This is a genomic window from Halogeometricum limi, assembly GCF_900115785.1.
Taxonomy (GTDB): domain Archaea; phylum Halobacteriota; class Halobacteria; order Halobacteriales; family Haloferacaceae; genus Halogeometricum; species Halogeometricum limi.
This window is the reverse complement of the sequence record NZ_FOYS01000003.1, coordinates 19663-39505: the sequence shown is the minus strand read 5'-3', so window position 1 is coordinate 39505 and position 19843 is coordinate 19663. Positions and strand designations below refer to the sequence as shown.

General features: G+C 67.6%; 20 protein-coding genes. 14 read left to right on the top strand and 6 right to left on the bottom strand.

Features of this window, described 5'->3' with window-relative positions:
• Window positions 1–6: 6 nt before the first annotated feature.
• A complete protein-coding gene (locus BM282_RS08925; protein ID WP_089879633.1) occupies window positions 7–273 on the bottom strand; it encodes a hypothetical protein in 267 nt (88 codons plus the stop codon).
• A 157-nt stretch (window positions 274–430) separates the two neighbouring features.
• Between BM282_RS08925 and BM282_RS08920 the strand changes: the two genes are divergently transcribed.
• Window positions 431–967 (top strand): hypothetical protein, encoded by a 537-nt coding sequence (locus tag BM282_RS08920; RefSeq protein WP_089879630.1) that lies wholly within the window; start codon window positions 431–433, stop codon window positions 965–967.
• A 16-nt stretch (window positions 968–983) separates the two neighbouring features.
• On the opposite strand, the gene lysS is transcribed toward BM282_RS08920, so the two are convergent.
• Together lysS and pyrH are read right to left on the bottom strand one after the other, a co-directional pair.
• On the bottom strand, window positions 984–2663 hold the full coding sequence (lysS, locus tag BM282_RS08915; RefSeq protein WP_089879628.1) for a lysine--tRNA ligase: 1680 nt from the start codon (window positions 2661–2663) through the stop codon (window positions 984–986).
• Entirely contained in the window at window positions 2664–3383 is a 720-nt protein-coding gene (gene pyrH, locus BM282_RS08910; RefSeq protein ID WP_089879625.1) for a UMP kinase, read from the bottom strand.
• Window positions 3384–3557: 174 nt separating this feature from the next.
• On the opposite strand from pyrH, the gene BM282_RS08905 reads away from it, so the two are divergent.
• The 4 genes from BM282_RS08905 to BM282_RS08890 all read left to right on the top strand — a co-directional run bounded on the left by BM282_RS08905 (window position 3558) and on the right by BM282_RS08890 (window position 7156).
• Window positions 3558–4337, top strand: coding sequence for a molybdopterin synthase (locus tag BM282_RS08905; RefSeq protein WP_089879622.1), 780 nt, complete (start codon window positions 3558–3560; stop codon window positions 4335–4337).
• Between the two features lie 324 nt (window positions 4338–4661).
• Window positions 4662–4922: a DUF7123 family protein gene (locus tag BM282_RS08900; RefSeq protein WP_089879617.1), complete on the top strand. Its 261-nt coding sequence runs from the start codon at window positions 4662–4664 to the stop codon at window positions 4920–4922.
• 192 nt (window positions 4923–5114) lie between these two features.
• Entirely contained in the window at window positions 5115–6254 is a 1140-nt protein-coding gene (locus BM282_RS08895) for a site-2 protease family protein (RefSeq protein WP_089879615.1), read from the top strand.
• Window positions 6255–6349: 95 nt separating this feature from the next.
• Entirely contained in the window at window positions 6350–7156 is an 807-nt protein-coding gene (locus BM282_RS08890) for a hypothetical protein (protein ID WP_139229702.1), read from the top strand.
• Between the two features lie 33 nt (window positions 7157–7189).
• On the opposite strand, the gene thiL is transcribed toward BM282_RS08890, so the two are convergent.
• Complete coding sequence (thiL, locus tag BM282_RS08885; RefSeq protein ID WP_089879609.1) at window positions 7190–8068, bottom strand: thiamine-phosphate kinase; 879 nt, start codon at window positions 8066–8068, stop codon at window positions 7190–7192.
• Window positions 8069–8192: 124 nt separating this feature from the next.
• Here thiL and BM282_RS08880 point away from each other — a divergent pair, with 124 nt between their 5' ends.
• From BM282_RS08880 to BM282_RS08845, 8 genes are all read left to right on the top strand, one after another.
• Window positions 8193–9230 (top strand): lysylphosphatidylglycerol synthase transmembrane domain-containing protein, encoded by a 1038-nt coding sequence (locus BM282_RS08880; RefSeq protein WP_089881074.1) that lies wholly within the window; start codon window positions 8193–8195, stop codon window positions 9228–9230.
• 68 nt (window positions 9231–9298) lie between these two features.
• Entirely contained in the window at window positions 9299–9754 is a 456-nt protein-coding gene (locus tag BM282_RS08875; RefSeq protein WP_089879606.1) for a 30S ribosomal protein S19e, read from the top strand.
• 105 nt (window positions 9755–9859) lie between these two features.
• Complete coding sequence (locus BM282_RS08870; RefSeq protein ID WP_089879604.1) at window positions 9860–10225, top strand: DNA-binding protein; 366 nt, start codon at window positions 9860–9862, stop codon at window positions 10223–10225.
• Window positions 10226–10230: 5 nt separating this feature from the next.
• Window positions 10231–10821 carry a DUF7411 family protein gene (locus tag BM282_RS08865; protein ID WP_089879600.1) on the top strand — a complete coding sequence of 197 codons (591 nt, stop codon included), beginning with the start codon at window positions 10231–10233 and terminating at the stop codon, window positions 10819–10821.
• 74 nt (window positions 10822–10895) lie between these two features.
• The gene (locus BM282_RS08860) at window positions 10896–11807 is read left to right on the top strand and encodes an EamA family transporter (protein ID WP_089879598.1); all 912 of its coding nucleotides are present in this window, start codon (window positions 10896–10898) and stop codon (window positions 11805–11807) included.
• Window positions 11808–11848: 41 nt separating this feature from the next.
• Window positions 11849–13048 carry an outer membrane protein assembly factor BamB family protein gene (locus BM282_RS08855; RefSeq protein ID WP_089879595.1) on the top strand — a complete coding sequence of 400 codons (1200 nt, stop codon included), beginning with the start codon at window positions 11849–11851 and terminating at the stop codon, window positions 13046–13048.
• A 100-nt stretch (window positions 13049–13148) separates the two neighbouring features.
• Window positions 13149–14447 (top strand): histidine--tRNA ligase, encoded by a 1299-nt coding sequence (gene hisS / locus BM282_RS08850; protein WP_089879592.1) that lies wholly within the window; start codon window positions 13149–13151, stop codon window positions 14445–14447.
• 66 nt (window positions 14448–14513) lie between these two features.
• Window positions 14514–15947 (top strand): sulfatase-like hydrolase/transferase, encoded by a 1434-nt coding sequence (locus tag BM282_RS08845; RefSeq protein WP_089879589.1) that lies wholly within the window; start codon window positions 14514–14516, stop codon window positions 15945–15947.
• Window positions 15948–16006: 59 nt separating this feature from the next.
• Here BM282_RS08845 and BM282_RS08840 read toward each other — a convergent pair whose 3' ends face one another.
• Complete coding sequence (locus tag BM282_RS08840; RefSeq protein WP_089879586.1) at window positions 16007–17455, bottom strand: sulfatase; 1449 nt, start codon at window positions 17453–17455, stop codon at window positions 16007–16009.
• Between the two features lie 176 nt (window positions 17456–17631).
• Between BM282_RS08840 and truA the strand changes: the two genes are divergently transcribed.
• Window positions 17632–18471 carry a tRNA pseudouridine(38-40) synthase TruA gene (gene truA / locus BM282_RS08835; RefSeq protein ID WP_089879583.1) on the top strand — a complete coding sequence of 280 codons (840 nt, stop codon included), beginning with the start codon at window positions 17632–17634 and terminating at the stop codon, window positions 18469–18471.
• Window positions 18472–18485: 14 nt separating this feature from the next.
• On the opposite strand, the gene BM282_RS08830 is transcribed toward truA, so the two are convergent.
• Window positions 18486–19808, bottom strand: a complete 1323-nt coding sequence (locus tag BM282_RS08830) for a M28 family peptidase (protein WP_089879580.1) — start codon at window positions 19806–19808, stop codon at window positions 18486–18488.
• Between the last annotated feature and the right edge of the window lie 35 nt (window positions 19809–19843).

Sequence of the window (19843 nt, the reverse complement as noted above, 5' to 3'; positions counted from 1 at the left end):
GGACGCTCACTCGTCGGTCGGTTCGACGCCCGCCTCCGCCTTGTCGTCGTCCAGCGGAATCTCGGCGAACTCCGAGTCGTCGGGCGCACTCGCGCGGCGAGAGAAGAGATACGCCGCCGCGGCGACGGTGGCGACGACGAGGAGGACGCGCAGGAGCGTTCGTCCCCTCGAAGACGACTCCGTCTCGTCGTCGTGAATCGGAATCTCGACGGCGTCGTCGGTGGAGTCGTCGTCGGTTCGTCCGCGCCCGAAGTTGAGTTCGATGAGTGCCATTGTGACCTCCGCACGACGGGTGACACGGGAAGAGTACGCCGGGTCGGCGTCTGTGGCCCGTCTAACGTAGATGAGGGGTACGCGAGACGGTGACATAAATCTGCCCGCGTCGCCCGAAACACTATCCGTGAGAGCGAAGAACGCTCGCCCGAGAACGATGTTCGACGGGAGCCACTACGAGGTCCGACAGAAGATACGCATCGGGAACAAATACCGCGTCTACGAGGGCGACACGGCGATTCTGGAGTCCAAGCAGAAGAGGTTCAAACTGAAAGAGGACTTCCGCTTTACCGACCCCGACACGGGCGAGGAACGGTTCCGCGTGAAGGCCGACAGCGTCCTCGACGTGGCCGCCGCGTACGACATCGTCGACTCGGAGACGGGCGACCGAATCGGGTCGGTCAAGCGCAGCGTGATGTCCTTCTTCAAACACGAGTACGAACTGCTCGGTCCCGACGGGCAGACGGTGGCGACGGTCCGAGAGGACAGCACGCTGATGGCGTTGCTTCGCCGCCACGTGACGACGTTCATCCCGTTCAACTACGACATCGTCTCGCCGTCGGGCGAGAAACTGGGCGACGTCTCCGAGGCGTTCTCCTTCCGGGACAAGTACCAGATAGACCTGACGGGTGACGTCGACCCCCGACTCGCCGTCGTCGGGATGGTCGTCATCGACGCCATCGAGGAGAACTGAGTCGGTCCGCGACCGACTACTCTTCGCGCCGCAACCGCTTCACGACGAACTGCTGGTCTAAGTCGCCGAGGAACTCGCCGAGACGCGGCCCCTGCGTCTGGTCGAAGAACAGGCGGTAGCCCGCGCCGAACAGGTCGCTCACGTCGATGTCGTGGCGTTTGGCCGTCTCGTATATCTCGCCTTGAATCTCCTCGCCGTCGTGTCCGTCCTCGACGAACGTTGCGAGGTCCTCCAGAGCAGCGGCGACGTCGTCTCCGAAGTCGGTCTCGGGCATCTCGACCTGCAAGCGGTAGTTGTACGCGTTGTCCATCTGCTCGGCCCACGCGCGGGCTTTCTCGACGCGTTCGAGCGCCTCTTCGATGGCCCATTCGGGCGTCTCGTCGGTGAAGTGGCCCTCGTTGTACGCCATCTGCACTCTGAGGTCCCTGTCGTCGGTCATCCCGAGGACGGCCGCGAACGTGTACGGGAGGCGAACGCGGTCCTCGCGTACCTCGTCGACGACGAACGGGTATGCGCGTTCGGCGACGGCCGTGAGCGTCTCGTCTTCCACCTCGCCGAAGTACGCGCGTTCGAAGCGGTCGAAGTCGTCGACGAGTTGGTCCAGGCGCGAGAGGTCCAGATTCCGGGCCTTCCGCGGGTCCAGACTGAAGAAGTAGCGCAGGACTTCGGGTTCGAGGAGTTCGAGAATCTCCGGGACAGTGACGATGTTCCCCGCCGACGACGACAGTGCCTCGCCGTTCAGCGTGAACCACTCGTACGTCATCGGGACGGGCGGTTCGATTTCGAGGACGTTGCGCGCGATGTCCTCGCCGGACGGCCACGAACCTTCGGCGTGGTCCTTGCCGAACGGTTCGAAGTCGACGCCGAGCACCTGCCACTGGCCGGGCCACTCGAACCGCCACGGGAGTTTGCCCTCTCTGAACGTCGCCGTCCCCTCGTGGCCACAGCCGTCGATGGTCTGGTCGCCGACGGTCAGGTCCGTGCAGACGTAGTCGACCGTCTTCGAGTCGAGGTCGATGTCCGTCACCGTCTCGGTCACTTTGCCACACTCCTCGCAGACGGGGTTGAACGGGACGTACTCCTCGTCGACCTTGTTCTGGTACTTCGAGAGGACCTCACGGGCGTTCTCGACGTCCGAGAGGACGCGTTCGACGACGGGGTCGAACGTGCCGTCCGCGTAGAGGTCGGTGTTCGAGAGCATCTCGACCGGGACGCCGAGACGGTCCGCGTCGGCCTTCAGCAGGTTCGCGAAGTGCGCGGCGTAGGAATCGGCCTCGCCGAACGGGTCGGGAATCGAGGTGTAGGGCTTGCCGAGGTTGCGCCCGAGAGCGCCGGCGTCCACGTCGCCGAGACCGACGATGTTGCCGTCGGGGTCGGCGAGTTTTCGGGGGAGCTTTCGGAGCGGGTCCTTGTCGTCGCTCGTGAACACCTGACGGACGTCGTAGCCGCGTTCGCGGAGCACTTCGGCGACGAAGTAGCCGCGCATTATCTCGTTGAAGTTGCCGAGGTGGGCGACGCCGGACGGCGAGACGCCGCCTTTGATGACGACCGGTTCCTCGGGGTCTCGCGCTTCTATCTCGTCGGCGACGGCGTCGGCCCAGAAGGCGTGGTGGGTCGGCCGACCCTCGGGTCCGTCCGGGTCGTCAGTGCGGTAGTCGCCGGTGGCCACGTCGGAGGAGGGGTCTGCGTCGCTCATCTATCGCTGGGCCCAGTAGCTCGGTTCGTCGTCGGTTCCCTCGGGGATGATGTCGGTGCCCGAGTGCTCGCCGCGCATGACGGCGTGTTCGATGCGCTCGGGGTCGGTGCCGTCCAAGACGATGGTTCGCATCCCGGAGCGTTCGATGAGTTTCGCCGCGAGGAGGTCCACCGGCGCGGACGCGCCCGCGTCTCGGCTCATCGGCGCGATGACGTCGACGAGTTCGGAGGCCGAGAGCTCCTCGAACTTCGTCGCGTCGGCGTCCGTGCTCGGGTCGGCGTCGAACACGCCGTCCGCGCTCGTGCCGTAGACGAGCAAGTCGGCGTCGACGTACTCGGCGAGGGCGGCGGCGACGGCGTCCGTCGTCTGTCCGGGCATGACGCCGCCCATGACGGAGATGTCGCCGCGGCGGATGGAGTCGCCCGCCTCCTCGTAGTCGTGCGCCACCTTCGGGTCGACTTTCGGTCCGAGGGCGGCGATGAGGAGGCGTGCGTTGATGCGCGTCACGTCGATTCCGATCTGGTCCAGTTGGACTTCGTTCGCGCCGAGGTCACGCGCCGCGGTGATGTAGTCGCGCGCGACGCCGCCGCCGCCGACGACGGCGCCGAGTTCGACCCCTTCGCGGGCGAGTCTCTCGACGACCGCGGCGTGACCTTCGACCCGTCTCGCGTCCAGGTCGGGCGCGAGCACACTCCCTCCGATAGAAACGACGACTCTCATTGCAGCGTGGTTGCCACGAACCGGGCTTAAGGGTTATCAACCGTCTCCATGTCGGCCGTGCGGTACGTCTCCGGAAGCGACGCGAGTCGGCGGCGCGGCCGACGTCGGCGGTGAGCGTTCGTCGAGACGGTTCAGCCGATAACGTAAAGCCGGTCGCTCCCCGGATTGCAGGATATGCACGTACTCGGCGCCGTCGGACCAGGGGCGACGGCACTTCTCGAACGGGTCGCGCCGCGCCTCGACGGACGCGTCGCGACGGTGGAAGCGGTCGACGGACGGGGGCCGACGCGGCGCGAGGGCGTCGACACGGCGTACACGCTCGGCGACGGCGGGTGGCGGGCGGCGGGTGGCGACTCGTCTCTCGAAGCGGTGTTGGACGACCTCTCGGCGGACCACGACTACGCGCTCCTCGCGGGCTTTCCCGAAGCGACCGTTCCGACCGTCGCCCTCGGGGAGGCGGACGCCGCGAACGTCGTCCTCGAAGCGGCCGACGCAGACGAGGCGAGCGTCGACGACGCCGTGGCGGCGGCGGAGTCCGCCGAACCGCACGTGACGCTCTCGACGCTCGTCGAACGGGTCAAGCAGTCACCGCGTGCGGAACGGGCCGGCGCGATAGCGACGTTCACCGGACGCGTCCGCGCGAAGGAGGAGGACGACGACGACCGAACGACGCAGTTGACGTTCGAGAAGTACGAGGGCGTCGCCGAGGCGAAGATGCGGACCATCGAGTCGGAACTGGCGGCCCGCGACGGCGTCGAGGAGGTGGCGATGTTCCACCGGACGGGCGTCATCGAGGACGGCGAGGACATCGTGTTCGTCGTCGTCCTCGCCGGTCACCGCGGGGAGTCGTTCCGCGCCGTCGAAGACGGTATCGACCGATTGAAGGACGAGGTGCCGCTTTTCAAAAAAGAGACCACGGTCACGGAAGATTTCTGGGTCCACGACCGCGAGTAAGGGCCGCACGCGTTCCCGCGTGCGTCTGACGCGCGGCCGACCCGCGGCACGCGCGCCGGCCTCGCCGCGCGACTAATCGGTCAGCGAACCCCACTCTCGGTGACTCTGACCGGTCCGAGGGCGGTTTTAGAACCACCATCTATTCAAAAATTACCTCCCGAAACAAAACGTTAGAGGCCTTTCTAAAATATCTAAAGCATTCTGAGAAGATTTTGAAACGAACGGTTTTCGTCGGTTTACGGCTGAAAGGGGGCGAATTACCCCTAACGTTCACCCCTTTATATACTGTCCCGGCGACTTAGCCAGAATCGAGGTGACACAGAGATGAGCGCAACCGCAAACCCCTCCACCGAACCCGCCGCGAACGACCTGTCGAAAGAGGAACGCCTGAAGCAGTACCTCGTCGACAGAGCACAGGACGGAGAGATGTACTTCAAATCGAAGTTCATCGCGGACGAGGTCGGACTCTCGCCCAAGGAGATCGGCGCGCTGATGGTGAAACTCCGCGACTCCGCGACGGAACTCACCGTCGAGAAGTGGTCGTACACGAGTGCGACGACCTGGCGCATCGAACCGTCGGCGTGAGCGGACTGTCCGCCCTGACGAGTAGTCCCAGATAGCCGCTGTCGTTCGGTCGACGCTCCATGCGACCGGCGACACCTGACGCCGTCGACCTCCCCCGTTCGACGTCGTCACTCGACGGTCCCCACCGTCACCCATCCTTCCATCTTCGCGACGACACGAGTTTTATAGCCGCGTGTAGCCTACGTCGTGTCGATGGACACAGTCGATTCGGCGGACGTCCCGCCGGTCGAAGCCCTCCACTCGGTCTTCAGACTCCACGAGACGCGCCGCGACGGCGAACGCGTGGTCTACTACGGGGAGTCGTTGGTACCCGAGCAGATGCTCGTCCGCGAGGTGTGGCCCTCCTTTCGACAGGCGGGCTACGAGATTCAGGTGGCGACGACTCCCTCGGGCCGCGAAGACGTCGTCGTCGCGCGTCCCGTGACGAACGGCGTCGACGGCGTCCCGTGGAAGAACATCGTGCTGTTTCTCGCCACCGTCGTCTCGACGATGGTCGTCGGCGCACTCGTCTGGTACTACGTTCCGTTCGCCGAGATACGAGCGAACCCGCTCGCCGTCCTCGAAGCGTGGCCGTTCACCGCCGCCGTCCTCGGCGTCCTGACGGTGCACGAACTCGGCCACTACGTCGCCAGTCGGTACCACGGCGTCGACGTGTCGTTGCCGTACGTCATCCCGTTCGTCGTCCCGTTCGGCACCCTCGGGGCCATCATCCAGATGCGCGGGCAGATGCCCGACAGGGAGGCCCTGTTCGACATCGGCGTCGCGGGGCCACTGGCGGGCCTCGTCGCAACCGTCGTCGTCACCGCCGTCGGTCTGTCGCTCCCGCCGATGAACGTCCCCGAGTCGCTGGTACGGGGGAGCGGGCAGGTCATCGTCTTCAACAACCCCCCGCTTTTGAATCTCATCGCGACGGTGCTCGGCCAACCCGCGAACTACGCCGACCCGACGGTGACCGTCCACCCCGTCATCATCGGCGGGTGGGTGGGGATGTTCTTCACCGTCCTCAACCTGCTTCCGGTGGGACAACTCGACGGGGGGCACATCGTCCGCGCGATGCTCGGCGAGGCCCAGGAACGACTCGCCGCGTTCGTCCCCGTCGTCCTGTTCGGCCTCGCGGCGTACCTCCACTACGTCCTCGGCTACGCGTTCAACGAGTCGGTCGGTCTCTGGGCGTTCTGGGGACTCCTCTCCGCGTTCGTCGCCTACCGCGGCCCGGCGAACCCCATCGACGACTCTCCCATCGGACCCGTCCGGATGGCCGTCGGCGTACTGACGTTCGCGCTCGGAGCGCTCTGTTTCCTCCTCGTCCCCATCGAGGTCATCACGGTGTGAGCCGTTCGCTGACAGTCTCTCGGCGCTGAGTTAACTATATCTCTCTCGTGACACGACTTCGAACGCTCTCGCCTGCCGAGAGCGAGGTAAATCCTATGCGATACACAGGCGACGGGACGACCCGACGGTCGTTCCTCAGGGGAGGCGTACTGGCGACGGCCGTGGCGGCGGTCGGACTACCGACGGTAGCGGGGACAGCGGTGGCGAAAGGAAAGAAACGGAGACCGGGAACCGTTCCGGTGTTCGAGAGCGACGTCGGCGACCCGGGCGAGGCGGGCAAGACGTTCTACCGGGTCGCGCAGGCGGGGACGGCGGCCGACGACTTCGTGAAGGGACCGGAGAAGGCCCCGTTCGGGTCGGGGAGCGTCGAACTCACGACGAACGGTCCGGGAGACAGACTGTTCCTCTACAACTACGACTACGGGACGTTCGACGTATCGACGGGCACCGAATCGAACGACGGGGTTCCGCTCGCGGCCATCACCGAACTCTCGTACAGCACGTACACGAACGACACCACGTTGGTCCCGGCGTTGAAAATGGAGATAGACCCCGACGGGCCCGGAACGTCCGGCGTCGACGACTACGCGACGCTCAACTTCGAGCCCTACTACAACAACACCGTGACGCCCGGAACGTGGCAGACGTGGGACGTGCTGACCGCGAACGCAGGCGTGTGGTTGAGCGGTACCTCGGGCGAAGGGAGCATCTCGGACCCCGTGACGTGGACGCGACTCCTCGAACTCTACCCGGACGCGACCATCAGGTTCGGATTCGGCGTGGGCGTCGGGTCGGGGTGGTCGGCACCGTCGTTCGTCGGCAACGTCGACGACCTCAGAATCGGCGTCGACGGGAAGACGACGCGGTACAACTTCGAGGCGCGCGGGAACAGCAAGAAGTAGCGCCGCGAGAACGAATCCCGTCGCGGGAACGAATCAGTCGTCCGCGTGCGTGTAGCCCTCGTCCGGGACGGCGTCACCGTCGGCGACGACGTCCGTCTCCGTGACCCGGCCGAGCACCGACACCGGGACCGAGACGGCGTCTCGAACCGCGCCGAGGCCGTCTTCGGGAACGGTGAACACGAGTTCGAAGTCCTCGCCGAAGAACGCCGCCATCTCGCGTTCGTCCGCGGCGTCGCGGGCGTAGTCGGCGACGGCGTCGTGGACCGGGAGAGCGTCCCACTCGAACGCGAACCCGCAGTCCGACGCCTCCGAGAGTTGGTGGAGCGAGCGTGCGAGGCCGTCCGAGGAGTCCATCATCGCGGTGGCGTGAGGGCGGACTGCGACGCCCGCGGCGACGCGCGGCGGGAACCGAAACAGGTCGTTACCGGTCTCGACGTCCCCGGATTCGAACGCTCTGAGCGCCGCCGCACTGCGTCCGAGGACGCCCGTGACGCAGACGGCGTCGCCGGGCGTGGCCCCGGACCGGGTGACGGGCGCGTCCGTCTCGCCGAGCGCCGTCGTCGCCGTGGTGAACTCGCCGTGGGTGTCGAGGTCGCCGCCGACGTACCGAGCGTCGACCGATTCGCAGACGTCGCGCGCGCCCCGGACGAAGTCGCGTAACTCGGACTCCTCCAACGTGGGCGCGCCGTAGGCGGCGACGGCGGCCGTCGCCTGCGCACCCATCGCGGCCACGTCCGAGAGCGAGGCGGCGACGGCGCGCCACCCGGCGGTGTAGCGGGTCGTCCCCGCCGGGAAGTCGGTGGACTCGTGGAGCATGTCAGTCGTCACCACGAGTCCGTCCACGACGGCGGCGTCGTCGCCCGCGTCCGGGAGGTCCGAGGCGAGGAGGCGAAGCGCCGAGCGTTCGTCCATGACACACACTCCCCGGCGGACCGACAAAAACCTCGCCGTCCGGCGTCGGCGTCGCGGACGCCACCACGTGGCACGGCCCCCCGGTTTCGATGGGTTGATTGCGCCGACGTTCGACGCCGAAGACATGGCTCGCGAGAACCTCCGCGCCACGGTACTCGGTTTCCTCGGCGCGTTCGCGGTGTTTGCGCTCCTCTTCTACTTCGCGGGCGTCGAGGAGTTGGTCGACACGCTCCAGATGGCCGACGTCGGCACCGTCGGCCTCGTCGTCCTCACGACGCTCGCGTGGTTGGCGGCGTGGAGTCTCGCGCTCAGAACCGTCCTCGGCGTCCTCGGCGTCGACCTCTCGCTCGCGAAGTCGTTCTTCATCTTCTCGGGCGCGATGTTCTCGAACAACATCACCCCGTTTGGGCAGGCGGGCGGCGAACCGGTCACCGCCTACCTCATCTCGCAGTCGGCCGACGCCGAGTACGAGACGAGTCTCGCGGCGATAGCCAGCGTGGACACGCTGAACTTCGTCCCCTCCATCACTATCGCGCTCGTCGGGGCGGCCTACTACGCCACCGAGGTGACGCTCGGAACGAACCGCAACCTCGTGTTGGCGCTCGCCGCCGTCGTCGTCCTCGCCGTCGCCGTCCCGGCGCTCGGATACACGACGTGGCAGTATCGGTATCAGCTCGAAGACCGAATCGTCTCGGCGCTCACGCCGGCGATTCGGACGGTGGCGCGGTACGTCCCGCGGGCACCGGTACCGACGGAGACGGGCGTCGAGCGGCGTATCGACGGCTTCTTTCGCGCCATCGAGCGCGTCGCGACGAACCCGCGCGGCCTCGCGATAGCGCTCGGCGCCTCCGCGTTCGGATGGTTCTGCCAGATGCTCGGCCTGTGGCTCTCGTTTCGGGCCATCGGCATCGACATCCCGCTCTCCATCGCGATGCTCGTCGTCCCCATCGGGGCTATCGCCGGGGTGACGCCGCTACCGGGCGGCGCGGGCGGCATCGAGACGGTGCTCGTCGCCCTCTTGCTCGCCGCGCCGCTCCCGACGGTGACGCGCTCTATCGCCGTCGCCGCCATCGTCATCTTCCGCGGGGCGGTGTACTGGGTGCCGACGCTCCTCGGCGGCGGCGTGATGGCGTGGGTGAGCTTCGTCGGTTCGAGGTCGTGAGAGGGTCTCACCCCTCGTAGCGGCGATACGATGGCTTTAAACGACGCCATCAAGAACACACACTCAACATGGTAACCCTCTACGACGTTCCGGCCGACGCCCTCATCGAGGAAGTCGCCGAACGCCTAGAAGACCGCATCGAGCAGCCTGAGTGGATGGCATTCGTCAAGACGGGACAGACGCGAGAGCTTCCGCCCCAGCAGGACAACTTCTGGTTCATCCGCGCGGCGTCGCTCCTGCGAAAGGTCGCGATGAACGGCCCCGTCGGCGTCGACCGACTCTCCACGGAGTACGGCGGCCGCAAGCGCGGGTCGAACCGCTACGTCGTGTCGGGCAAACACTCCGACACGGGCAGCAAGAACATCATCCGAACCATCCTCCAGCAGCTCGAAGAGGAGGGCCTCATTCGAACGGCCAAGGGCGAAGGCCGACTCATCACCGACGAGGGTCGTAGCTTCCTCGACAACGCCGGCGCCGACGTGTTCGAAGCACTCGACCGCCCGGAACTCGAGCGCTACGCGTAGACGCGTTTTCGACTCGATTCAGTTTCTCGACACCGCGATTCGAGAGCGACGCCGCCGCGCCGAAGCGTCCGTAATCGTTTTCAAAATTGCGGGAGAACTAGGGGTATGAGCGGGAATCCCGACGACGAGCGACTGGAGAAGCTTCGACAGGAGAAGATGCAGGAGTTACAGAACCGCGCAGAAGGACAGGGTGGCCAACAACAGGGCAACGAGGCCGCGCAGGAAGCCGCCCGCGAACAGGCGGAGGCGCAACAGGACGCGCTTCTCAAGCAGTACCTCACCGACGGCGCGCGACAGCGTCTCAACGCCGTCGAGATGTCCAAGCCCGACTTCGCCGAGAAAGTGAAACAGCAACTCGTCGCCCTCGCGCAGAGCGGCCGAATCCAGGACCGCATCGACGAAGACCAGATGAAAGACCTCCTTCGAGAGCTCCGTCCCGACTCGAAGAGCTTCGACATCCGGCGGCGATAGCCGACGTGGATTTAGCGCTCCTCTACAGCGGCGGGAAAGACTCGACGCTCGCCGCGCTCTTGCTCGATTCGTTCTACGACGTGACCCTCGTGACGGCCCGATTCGGCGTCACGGAAGACTGGGAACACGCCCGCGACGCCGCCGAACAACTCGGGTACGCCTTCGACACCGTCGAGTTGGAGACGAAGGTGGCCGACGAAGCCGTCGCGCGGATGGTCGACGACGGCTACCCGCGGAACGGCATCCAACGCGTCCACGAACACGCACTCGAACGGGTCGCCGAGTTGGACGTGGCCGCCATCGCCGACGGGACGCGCCGCGACGACAGGGTTCCGACCGTCTCGCGCGCGCAGGCGCAGAGCCTCGAAGACAGACACGACGTGGACTACCTCGCCCCCCTCTCGGGGTTCGGCCGACGGGCCGTCGACCGACTGGTCGAGACGAACCTCGACGTCGAGAGCGGTCCGTCGGAGCGAATCTCCAAGGGAGATTACGAGGGCGAACTGCGCGCACTCGTCGCCGAACGACATGGTCCCGAGACGGTCGAACGGGTGTTTCCCGAACACGAACAGACCTACGTCCGCGGTCTGAAGTGACGGCAAACGAACGTCGGGCGGCGACGTGCCGTAATCCGAACGGCTTTCCGTCGACGTAGACAGTCACAGACCAGATGGACTTCTCCCCGGTCGTCCTCCAGTTTCTCAGCCTCTCGCTCCCGCCCGGCGTCGCGTACGCCGTCGTCGCCGCGTTCGTCTGGGGGACGTACATCTTCGCGCTCAAACGCTACTTCGCCGACTACCCCGGCACCGTCCTCACCGTCGTCGTCAACACGACGGCCATCCTGTGGTACCTCCCCGTCACGCTCACGACGCCCGCCGCGGCCGCGTTCGACCCCGGAGCCGTAGGCCTCGGAGACGCGGGCGTCGTCCTCCTCACCGTCGTCACCACCGCCGCCGCGTTCCTCGTCTTCCTCGCCGCCCTCGACGCCGGGGAGGTTTCGTACGTCGCGCCGATAAACAAAGTCGTCCCGGCGTTCGTCCTCCCCATCGAGGTGCTGTTGCTCCACGAGCGACTCGCGCCGATTCAACTCGTCGGCGTCGTCGTCACGACGCTGGCCGTCTACGTCGCGAACTACCGCCGCGGCCGCCTCCTCGAACCAGTGAAGAAGGCCGTCACCGCCCGGCCCGCGCAGTTGGCGCTGTTCAGCGCGATGTGTTACGCCGTCAGCGACGTGGGGAAGCGACTCGTCCTCCAGGAGATGGGGGTGCCGCCGTCGCTGTGGGTGCCGACGTTGCTCGCGGGCGTCGTCGCCGTCCTCCTCCCGTTCGTCGTCCGCGACTGGGTTCCCGTCCGCGAGGACCTACCGAAGTTCGTCCTCGCGGGCGCGGGCGTCGCCCTCGGCGAACACGTCACCTCGCTGGCGTTCGCCGCCGCCCCCGCGAGCATCGCTTCGCCGGTCATCAACACGCAGGCCGTCGTCGCCGTCCTCCTCGGCGGCCTGGTCCTGCGCGAGGAGGCGTTCGGCGTCCGCCTCGTCGCCGCCGCACTCGCCGTCGCGGGCGTGGGTCTCATCGCGCTCTGAACTCCAAAAGACAGATGCCATCGCGGTCACGAGCACTGCCGATGCCAGATTGGTCCCGCCGAGACGTCGTCGTCGGGTTCGGTGCCGCCGCGACGCTCGGCGGCGGCTACTACCTCGCGGAACGCCCGTTCTGCCGTCCCCGCCACGACCCGCAGTGGACCTACGACGGCGAGTACTGGGGGCCGGCCGTCGCCAGCGAGTACGGCCTCCTCGTTCCGGAGGGCTACTCGGCCACCGGCGGCGGTCCGTACCGACTCGTCGCCCTCGACCGAAGTCGGGGACAGGCCCGCTGGGCGACGGTCGCTCGCGGGGGCGGATTCGGCGTTCCGGCCGTCCACGAGGGGACGGTGTACGTCGGCACCGGCGTCGACACCGTCCGCGCGCACGACGCGACGACCGGGCGACTTCGCTGGGAGTACGACGCCGGCGGCGTCGAAGAACACGGCGGCGGTGCGTGGGGTCGACCGCTCGTGACCGACGGTCGCGTCTACGCCGGCGTCTCGCACGCCGCGAATCCGGACGCGGACCCGACCGACGGCGACGCGTTCACGCACCGCGTCGTCGCACTCGACGCGGACGACGGCGGCGAGCGGTGGAGTCACGAAGTGACGACGCAGGTGTGGACCGGACCGGTCGGCGTCGCGGGCGTCGTCGTAGTCGGCTCCGTCGGCGGCGTTCTTCGCGGGTTCGACCCCGAGAGCGGCGACGTCAGGTGGACCGCCACGCTCCCCGGGACCGTCCGGAGACGACCCGTCGTCGTCGGCGATACGGTGACCGTCGTGACCGGAGACGGGACGGTGACCTCCGTCGACGCCGCGACGGGCGCGAAGCGTGACTCGACACGCGCCGTCGAGACGGCGGGCGAACGCCGTGCGGCGACGGCCGTCGCGTCCCATCGCGGAACGGTGTACGTCGGCGGCCAGTCCGGTCGCGTCGTCGCACTCACGTCCGCACCCGCGGCGTCCGAGTGGCCCGTCAGGTGGACGTTCGACACCGGCGTCCCGGTGGGCGCAATCGCGGCGGGCGAGGCGGGCGTGTTCGTCGTCGACCACTCGGGACGGCTTCACGCCCTGACCGACGACGGCGAGCGACGACAGCACGTCGGACTGGTCGAGACGCGAGGCGACCGCTGCGAGTGGCGGCCGGACCGCAGATTCGTGCGAAGCGCCGTGCTCGAAGGCGAACGGCTGACCGTCTCGACGAACTGGTGGACGCGGCGGTTCGGCGTGCGCGACCTGTGAGGAGACGCCGACGAACGCGACGGCGAGGACGAGAGCGAGAGCGCCGTAGTCGAGAGTCGGCTTCAACAGTTTCAAGCGCGGTTACGCCGAATCCCCGCCCATGTACGACCGACTCAAGGGATTTCGTGACTTCTACCCCGACGAGATGTCCGCCCGGCGGCAGGTGTTCGACGCCGTCGAGGACGCGGCGGCGCGCTACGGCTTCCGCGAGATAGGGACACCGACGCTCGAACGCACGCAGATGTACGTCGACAAGAGCGGCGAGGAGATCGTCGACGAACTGTACGCCTTCGAGGACAAGGGCGGCCGCGAGGTGTCGATGACGCCCGAACTGACGCCGACCGTCGCCCGGATGGTCGTCGCCAAACAGCAGGCGCTCTCGAAGCCCATCAAGTGGGTGTCGTCGCGTCCGTTCTGGCGCTTCGAACAGGTCCAGCAGGGTCGCTTCCGCGAGTTCTACCAGACGAACGTGGACATCTTCGGGTCGTCGGAACCCGAGGCCGACGCCGAGATTCTGGCGTTCGCCGCCGACGCGCTCACCTCGCTGGGCCTCACGGCCGACGACTTCGAGTTCCGCGTCAGCCACCGCGACATCCTCGGCGGGTTGCTGGACTCGTTCGACGCCGATGTGGACAGTCGCGAGGCAATCCGCGCCGTCGACAAACGCGCGAAGGTCGAAGACGAGGAGTACCTCGGACTGCTCTCGGACGCGGGCCTCTCGTACGACCAAGCCCGCCGGTTCGACGACCTCATCGTCGGCGGCGACTTAGACGAGATAAGCGAGTTCGGCGGCGACGACGTGACCGACGCCGTCGAGAACCTCCGCGCCGTCCTCTCGGCGGCCGAGGACTTCGGCGCGCGCGAGTACTGCGACCTCTCTCTCACGACGGCCCGCGGCCTCGACTACTACACCGGCGTCGTCTTCGAGTGCTTCGACTCGACCGGCGACGTGTCGCGCGCGGCGTTCGGCGGCGGTCGCTACGACGACCTCATCGAGGAGTTCGGCGGCCAACCGACGCCCGCCGTCGGCGTCGCCCTCGGCGACGCGACGCTCCAACTGCTCTGTCAGCGCGCCGGCGTGTGGCCCGAGGAGGAACTGCAGACCGACTACTACGTCCTCAGCGTCGGCGACACTCGTTCTGTCGCCTCTCGGGTCGCCCGTGACCTCCGCGAACGCGGCAACGTCGTCGAGTCCGACGTCGCCGACCGAAGCTTCGGCGCGCAGATGAACTACGCCGACTCCATCAACGCGGAGACGGTGGTCATCGTCGGCGAACAGGACTTAGCGAACGGCGAGGTGACGGTGAAAGACATGGAGAGCGGCGACCAGACGACCGCTCCCGTCGAGGAGTTCCCCGGCGACGCCGACCGACCGACGTACGACGACTTCGCCGAGTAACGCGGACATCGCGTCGGCACTCGTCGCGGCCATTAGAGCTACGGACGCCCCGCGCGGTCACCTCGTATGACCGACACGAGGCCCAACGTGCTGTTTCTCCTCACCGACCAGGAGCGAGCCGACCTCGTCGAACCCGGCGGCCTCCCGGTCGAGACGCCGAACGTCGACCGACTGCGCGAGTCGGGGACGTGGTTCGACCGCGCGTACACGCCGACGAGCATCTGCACGAGTGCGCGCGCCTCGCTTCTCACGGGACTGTACCCCCACGGCCACGGGATGTTGAACAACAGCCACGAGGCCGACGCCGTCCGCACGGAGTTGCCGGCGGGACTGCCGACGTTCGGCGAACTGCTCGCCGACGCCGGGTACGAGAACGGCTACGTCGGCAAGTGGCACGTCGGACAGACGAAGGGGCCGGAGGCGTTCGGCTTCGAGTACTTCGGCGGGAGCGACGACCACCACGACGAGTTGGACGAACGCTACCGTCGCTACCGCGAGTCGCTGGACGCGGACGTCGGGTCAGAGACCATCGAGGATGCGGTGTACGCCGACGACGGCGACGAGGAGATGCTCGTCTCGGGGACGACGTCGCTCCCGCCGGAGGCGACGCGGACGTACTTCCTCGCGGAACTCACGGTCGACGCCATCGAACGCCGGGCGGAGGGGGGAGACGCGCCGTTCTTCCACCGGACGGACTTCCTCGGGCCGCACCACCCCTACGTCGTCCCCGAACCGTACGCGTCGATGTACGACCCCGCAGACATCGACCCGTGGCCCTCCTACGCCGAGACGTTCGAGGGGAAACCGCGGGCGCACGAGAACTACCACCGCTACCGCGGCGTCGACGACTTCGACTGGGAGACGTGGGCCGAACTCGTCGCGAAGTACTTCGGCTTCGTCACGTTCGTCGACGAGCAGATGGGCCGGATACTCGACGCCCTCGAACGGACCGGACTGGACGAGGAGACGGTGGTGGTTCACGCCGCCGACCACGGCGACTTCACCGGGTCGCACCGCCAGTTCAACAAGGGACCGCTGATGTACGAACAGACCTATCGGATTCCGCTCGTCGTCCGCGACCCGACGCGGGAGACGGTGTCCGAGTCGGCGGCGTTCGTCCGCCTCCACGACCTCATGCCGACGTTCCTCGACTGGGCCGACGCCGAGGTTCCCGACCGGACGCACGCGCGCAGTCTCCTGCCTGTCCTCGCGGGCGACGAACCCGCCGACTGGCCCGACTCGGTGTACGCGCAGTACCACGGCGACGAGTTCGGCCTCTACTCGCAGCGGATGGTCCGCACGGAGCGCTACAAGTACGTCTACAACGGTCCCGACAGAGACGAACTGTACGACCTTCGCGAGGACCCCCACGAACTCCGGAACCTCGCCGAGCACCCCCACTACGCGGAGACGAGACGGGAGTTGCAGGCGACGATGGCCGACTGGATGGACGAGGTGGACGACTCGCTTCGCGGATGGGCACCGAAGACGTTCGAATAGCGCAGGCGGTGAGTCGGGGGAGCGACCCACGGGAAGCGGCCGACGAGAGGACCCGGCGCTCAGAGGTAGCCGAGGTCGGAGAGTCGTTCGCGCGTCGAGTCGGTCATCGGAACCTCGCCGGTGGTCGTCGCGTGTTCGAACGAATCCAGCCACTGGTCGAGGCGGTCCGACAGCAGTCGCGTCCGGTCGTGGTCGCCGTCCGCGCGGTTCCACAGTTCGTCCGGGTCGCTCCCCACGTCGTACAACCACTCGCTGCCGTCGGAGGCGCGGACGTACTTTTCGTCGGCCGTCCGAACCGCCCGGAGCGACCGGTCGTACGAGAGGAACCGGTCCGGCAGGTCGCCGAACCTCCCCGTCAACGACTCCGGCGACGGTTGCGGGGAGAGGTACTCCGCGAACACCGCCTGTCGGGAGTCGGCGTCCGCGTCAGGGTGGAGCGACCGTCCCTGCGTCTGTTCTCGGAAGCCGTCGTCGTCGATTCCCGCCGCATCGAGGAGCGTCGGCGCGACGTCGAGCGTCTGAACGAGTTCCGTTCGCTGACCGCCGTCGAACGGACCGCCGTGCGCGACCATCGGCACGTGTAAGAGCGTGTCGTAGAGGTTGTACTGGTGACCGAAGAAGCCGTGGTCGCCGATGTTCTCGCCGTGGTCTCCGAGGACGACGAAGACGGTATCGTCCCACTCCCCGGCGGAGACGAGTGCGTCGCGCAGGCGGGCGAGTTGGTCGTCGAGGTAGGCGAGTTCGCCGCGGTAGAGCGCGTGCAAGGCGCGGAACTCCCGTTCGTTCAAGCCGTAGTCTCCGGCGTCGTACGCCCGGGGGTCCTGCCGAAGCGTCGTCGCCTCGTCGTACGTCGTGTCGGGCGGCAGGTAGCGTTCGGCGTACTCGCGCGGCGGGCGGTACTCCACGTGCGGTTCGACGTAGTTCAAAAAGAGGAAGAACGGGTCCTCGTCGCTGCGGTCACCCAGCCACGAGTCGACCCACGAAGTGGTCCGTTCCGCCCCGTCGCCCGTCGCGAACTCGTCGTAGACGAGGTTGGCCGCGTTCACCAACGGGTTGCCGTCGAACAGTCGGTCGCAGGCGGCGCGGAGTTTCGCGCCGGGATGCTCCGCTCGGGTGACGGTTCCGAGGTCGGTGTCGGACTGGACGTACTGCCACCCCTTTCTGAACGTGCCGAATCCGCGGTCGAACCCGAACTCGTCGGTCACCCACGTGTTGTTCGAGACGCCGACCGTCTCGTAGCCGTCGGCGCGGAACGCCTCGGCCAGCGTGCGAAGCGAGTCGTCGAGGAACGTGTGACCGCCGTGAGCACCGTGCCGCGACGGATACGTCCCGGTGAAAATCGACGCGTGAGAGGGGAGCGTCCACGGGGCCGGGGAGAACGCGTTCGTGAACTCCGTCCCCGAGGCGGCCACGTCGGCCAGCGTCGACATCGGCGACGTGGACGCCGGGACGGTGTCGCGGGCGCGAACCGTGTCGAGAACCGTGACGACGACGTTCGGACGACTCACCGTCGGTCGCCTCCCGTCGGGTCCGCGCGCCCGGCAGCGGAAGGCCGACCGGAGACTAACTTCCAACCAATCATAGTCAGAAAACTACCCGCTACTCGTTTCGTCCTTCGGGCTGTATATACAGTTCGTCGGGCGAAACCGCGGGCCATAAGTCGAGAGACCGGCGAAGACGACGTGTGCGCGCCTTCCGTCTCGCCTACGACGGCCGACCGTTCTACGGCTACCAGCGTCAGCCCTCCGTCCCGACGGTCGAAGACGCGTTGTTCGACGCCCTCCGCGCACTCGGCGTGTTCGACGACGAGCGGAAACCGCCGCGATACACCCCCGCCGGGCGGACGGACGCCGGCGTCTCCGCGCTCTGCCAGACCGTCGCGTTCGACTGCCCGAAGTGGTGCACGCCGCGGGCGCTCAACGCCGAACTCCCGGGGAGCGTCCGCGCGTGGGCCGCCGCCGACGTGACGGAGACGTTCCACGCGACGCACGACGCCGTCCGCCGGGAGTACGTCTACGACCTGTACGCGCCGGGCGCGGACGAGTCGCTGGCGCGGGCCGCGGCGGCCGAACTCTCGGGCGAACACGACTACCACAACCTCACGCCGGACGACACCGGAACAGAGAGAGACCTCTCCGTCTCCGTCGAACCGGACGGCGACTTCCTCGTCCTCCGCGTCGCCGCCGGTGGGTTCTGCTACAACCTCGTCCGTCGTCTGGTGAGCGTCGTCCACGGCGTCGCCACCGGCGACCGGTCGCTCGACAGCGTCGGGCGGATTCTCGGAGCCGAGCCGTTGACCGGGCGGGACGCCGTCGCCACCGCCGCGCCGGAACCGCTCACGCTCGTCCGGGTGGACTACCCCGGCGTCGCGTTCGAACGCGACTCAGACGCCGTCGAGAGCACGCTCGCCGTCTTCGAGGAGCGACGGCGGGACGGACTCGTCCGCGCTCGCGGTGCAGAGCGGATTCGACGCGGCGTCGCGGGCGAGGAGCCCGCGGGTTCGGCCGCCCGAGACGTTCGGTGACGACGGCGACGCGGTCACTCCCAGTCGGCGGGCCAGAGGTTCGCCGCGCGCATCCCCGTCTCGAAGTCCTCGGCTCTGAAGGCGTCGGCGAGTTCGTCCGTGTCGAGTCGCGGAACCTCGTCCTCGTCGGCGAGTCGCTTCACGAGCATCGCCGCGAGCATCCCGTGTTCGCGGATGTTTCGGTCGTCCACTTTGTCCCGGGTGTCGGCGTGGGTGTGCCCCCATCCGCGGCCGCGTTCGCCGCTGTCGCTGTGGAGTTGCAGCGAGGGGACGCCCGCGCGGACGAACGGCCACTGGTCGCTGAACGGGTGCGGTTCGGTCTTCACGTGGACGGGGTGGCGCGTCTCCGCGGCCATCTCGCGGGCGACGCGGGCCGTCGCCTCCGAGGTGTGCGATATCGCGACGAGGTCACGGAACCGGCCCGCGCCGTCGACGTTGACGACGGCTTTCACCGCGTCGTGGTCGAGTTCGTCGGCGAGATTCTCCGCGCCGGTCAGTCCCGTCTCCTCGCAACCGACGGCGGCGACGCGGACGCCGACGGGGAGGTCGAGTCGCGCGAGGATTCGTGCGGCGGTGACGACGACGGCGATACCGCACCCGTTGTCGAGGGCACCTTCGGCGATGTCGTGCGCGTCGTAGTGTGCGACCACGAGCAGTTCTTCGTCGGTGTCCGGCCCGACGTGGCCGACGACGTTCTGGCTCTCGCCGTCCGTCGTCTCCGCGTCGACGGTCAGACGGGCGACGGCCCCTTCGTCGGCGTAGTCGGTCAGCCACGCGCCCGACTCCTTGCTGACGCCGACGGCCGGGGCGACGGCCTCCTCGTCGAACGTCAGCGACCCCGTCGGCGGGAGTTGCCCGGGAACGTGGTTGACGAACACGAACGCCTCCGCGCCCCGTTCGACGGCGTAGCCGAACTTCTCCATGCGGTGGACGAACCGACCGCCGGGCGGCGTCGTCGTGGAGGCGACGGCTATCTTCCCGTCGATGTCGCAGTCGTCTATCTCGTCCGGCGTTCCGTGCCCCACGTCGACGAGTTCCCCGGTCACGTCCCCCGACGGCGAGTACGGGAGCGCAACCGTCTCGAACGCTCGCTCGTCGTCGACGAGGGAGAGCGACGACGACCCGCGAGACCACGCCTGCATCTCGAAGGACTCCTCGTGTACGTCGTCGACGCCGGCCTCGCGGAAGGCGTCGGCGACGACGCCCGCGGCCCGGCGTTCGCCCTCGCTGCCACCCATACGGTTTCCGAGTCGCGTCAGTCGACTCAGAAAGTCCCACGGATGGGCCGCCGTCCACGTCGACCCCAGTGCCGCCGCCATCTTCGTCTCGTCGTCCATACCACGGCGTCACCGGAGAACGCGAAAGAGGTTGG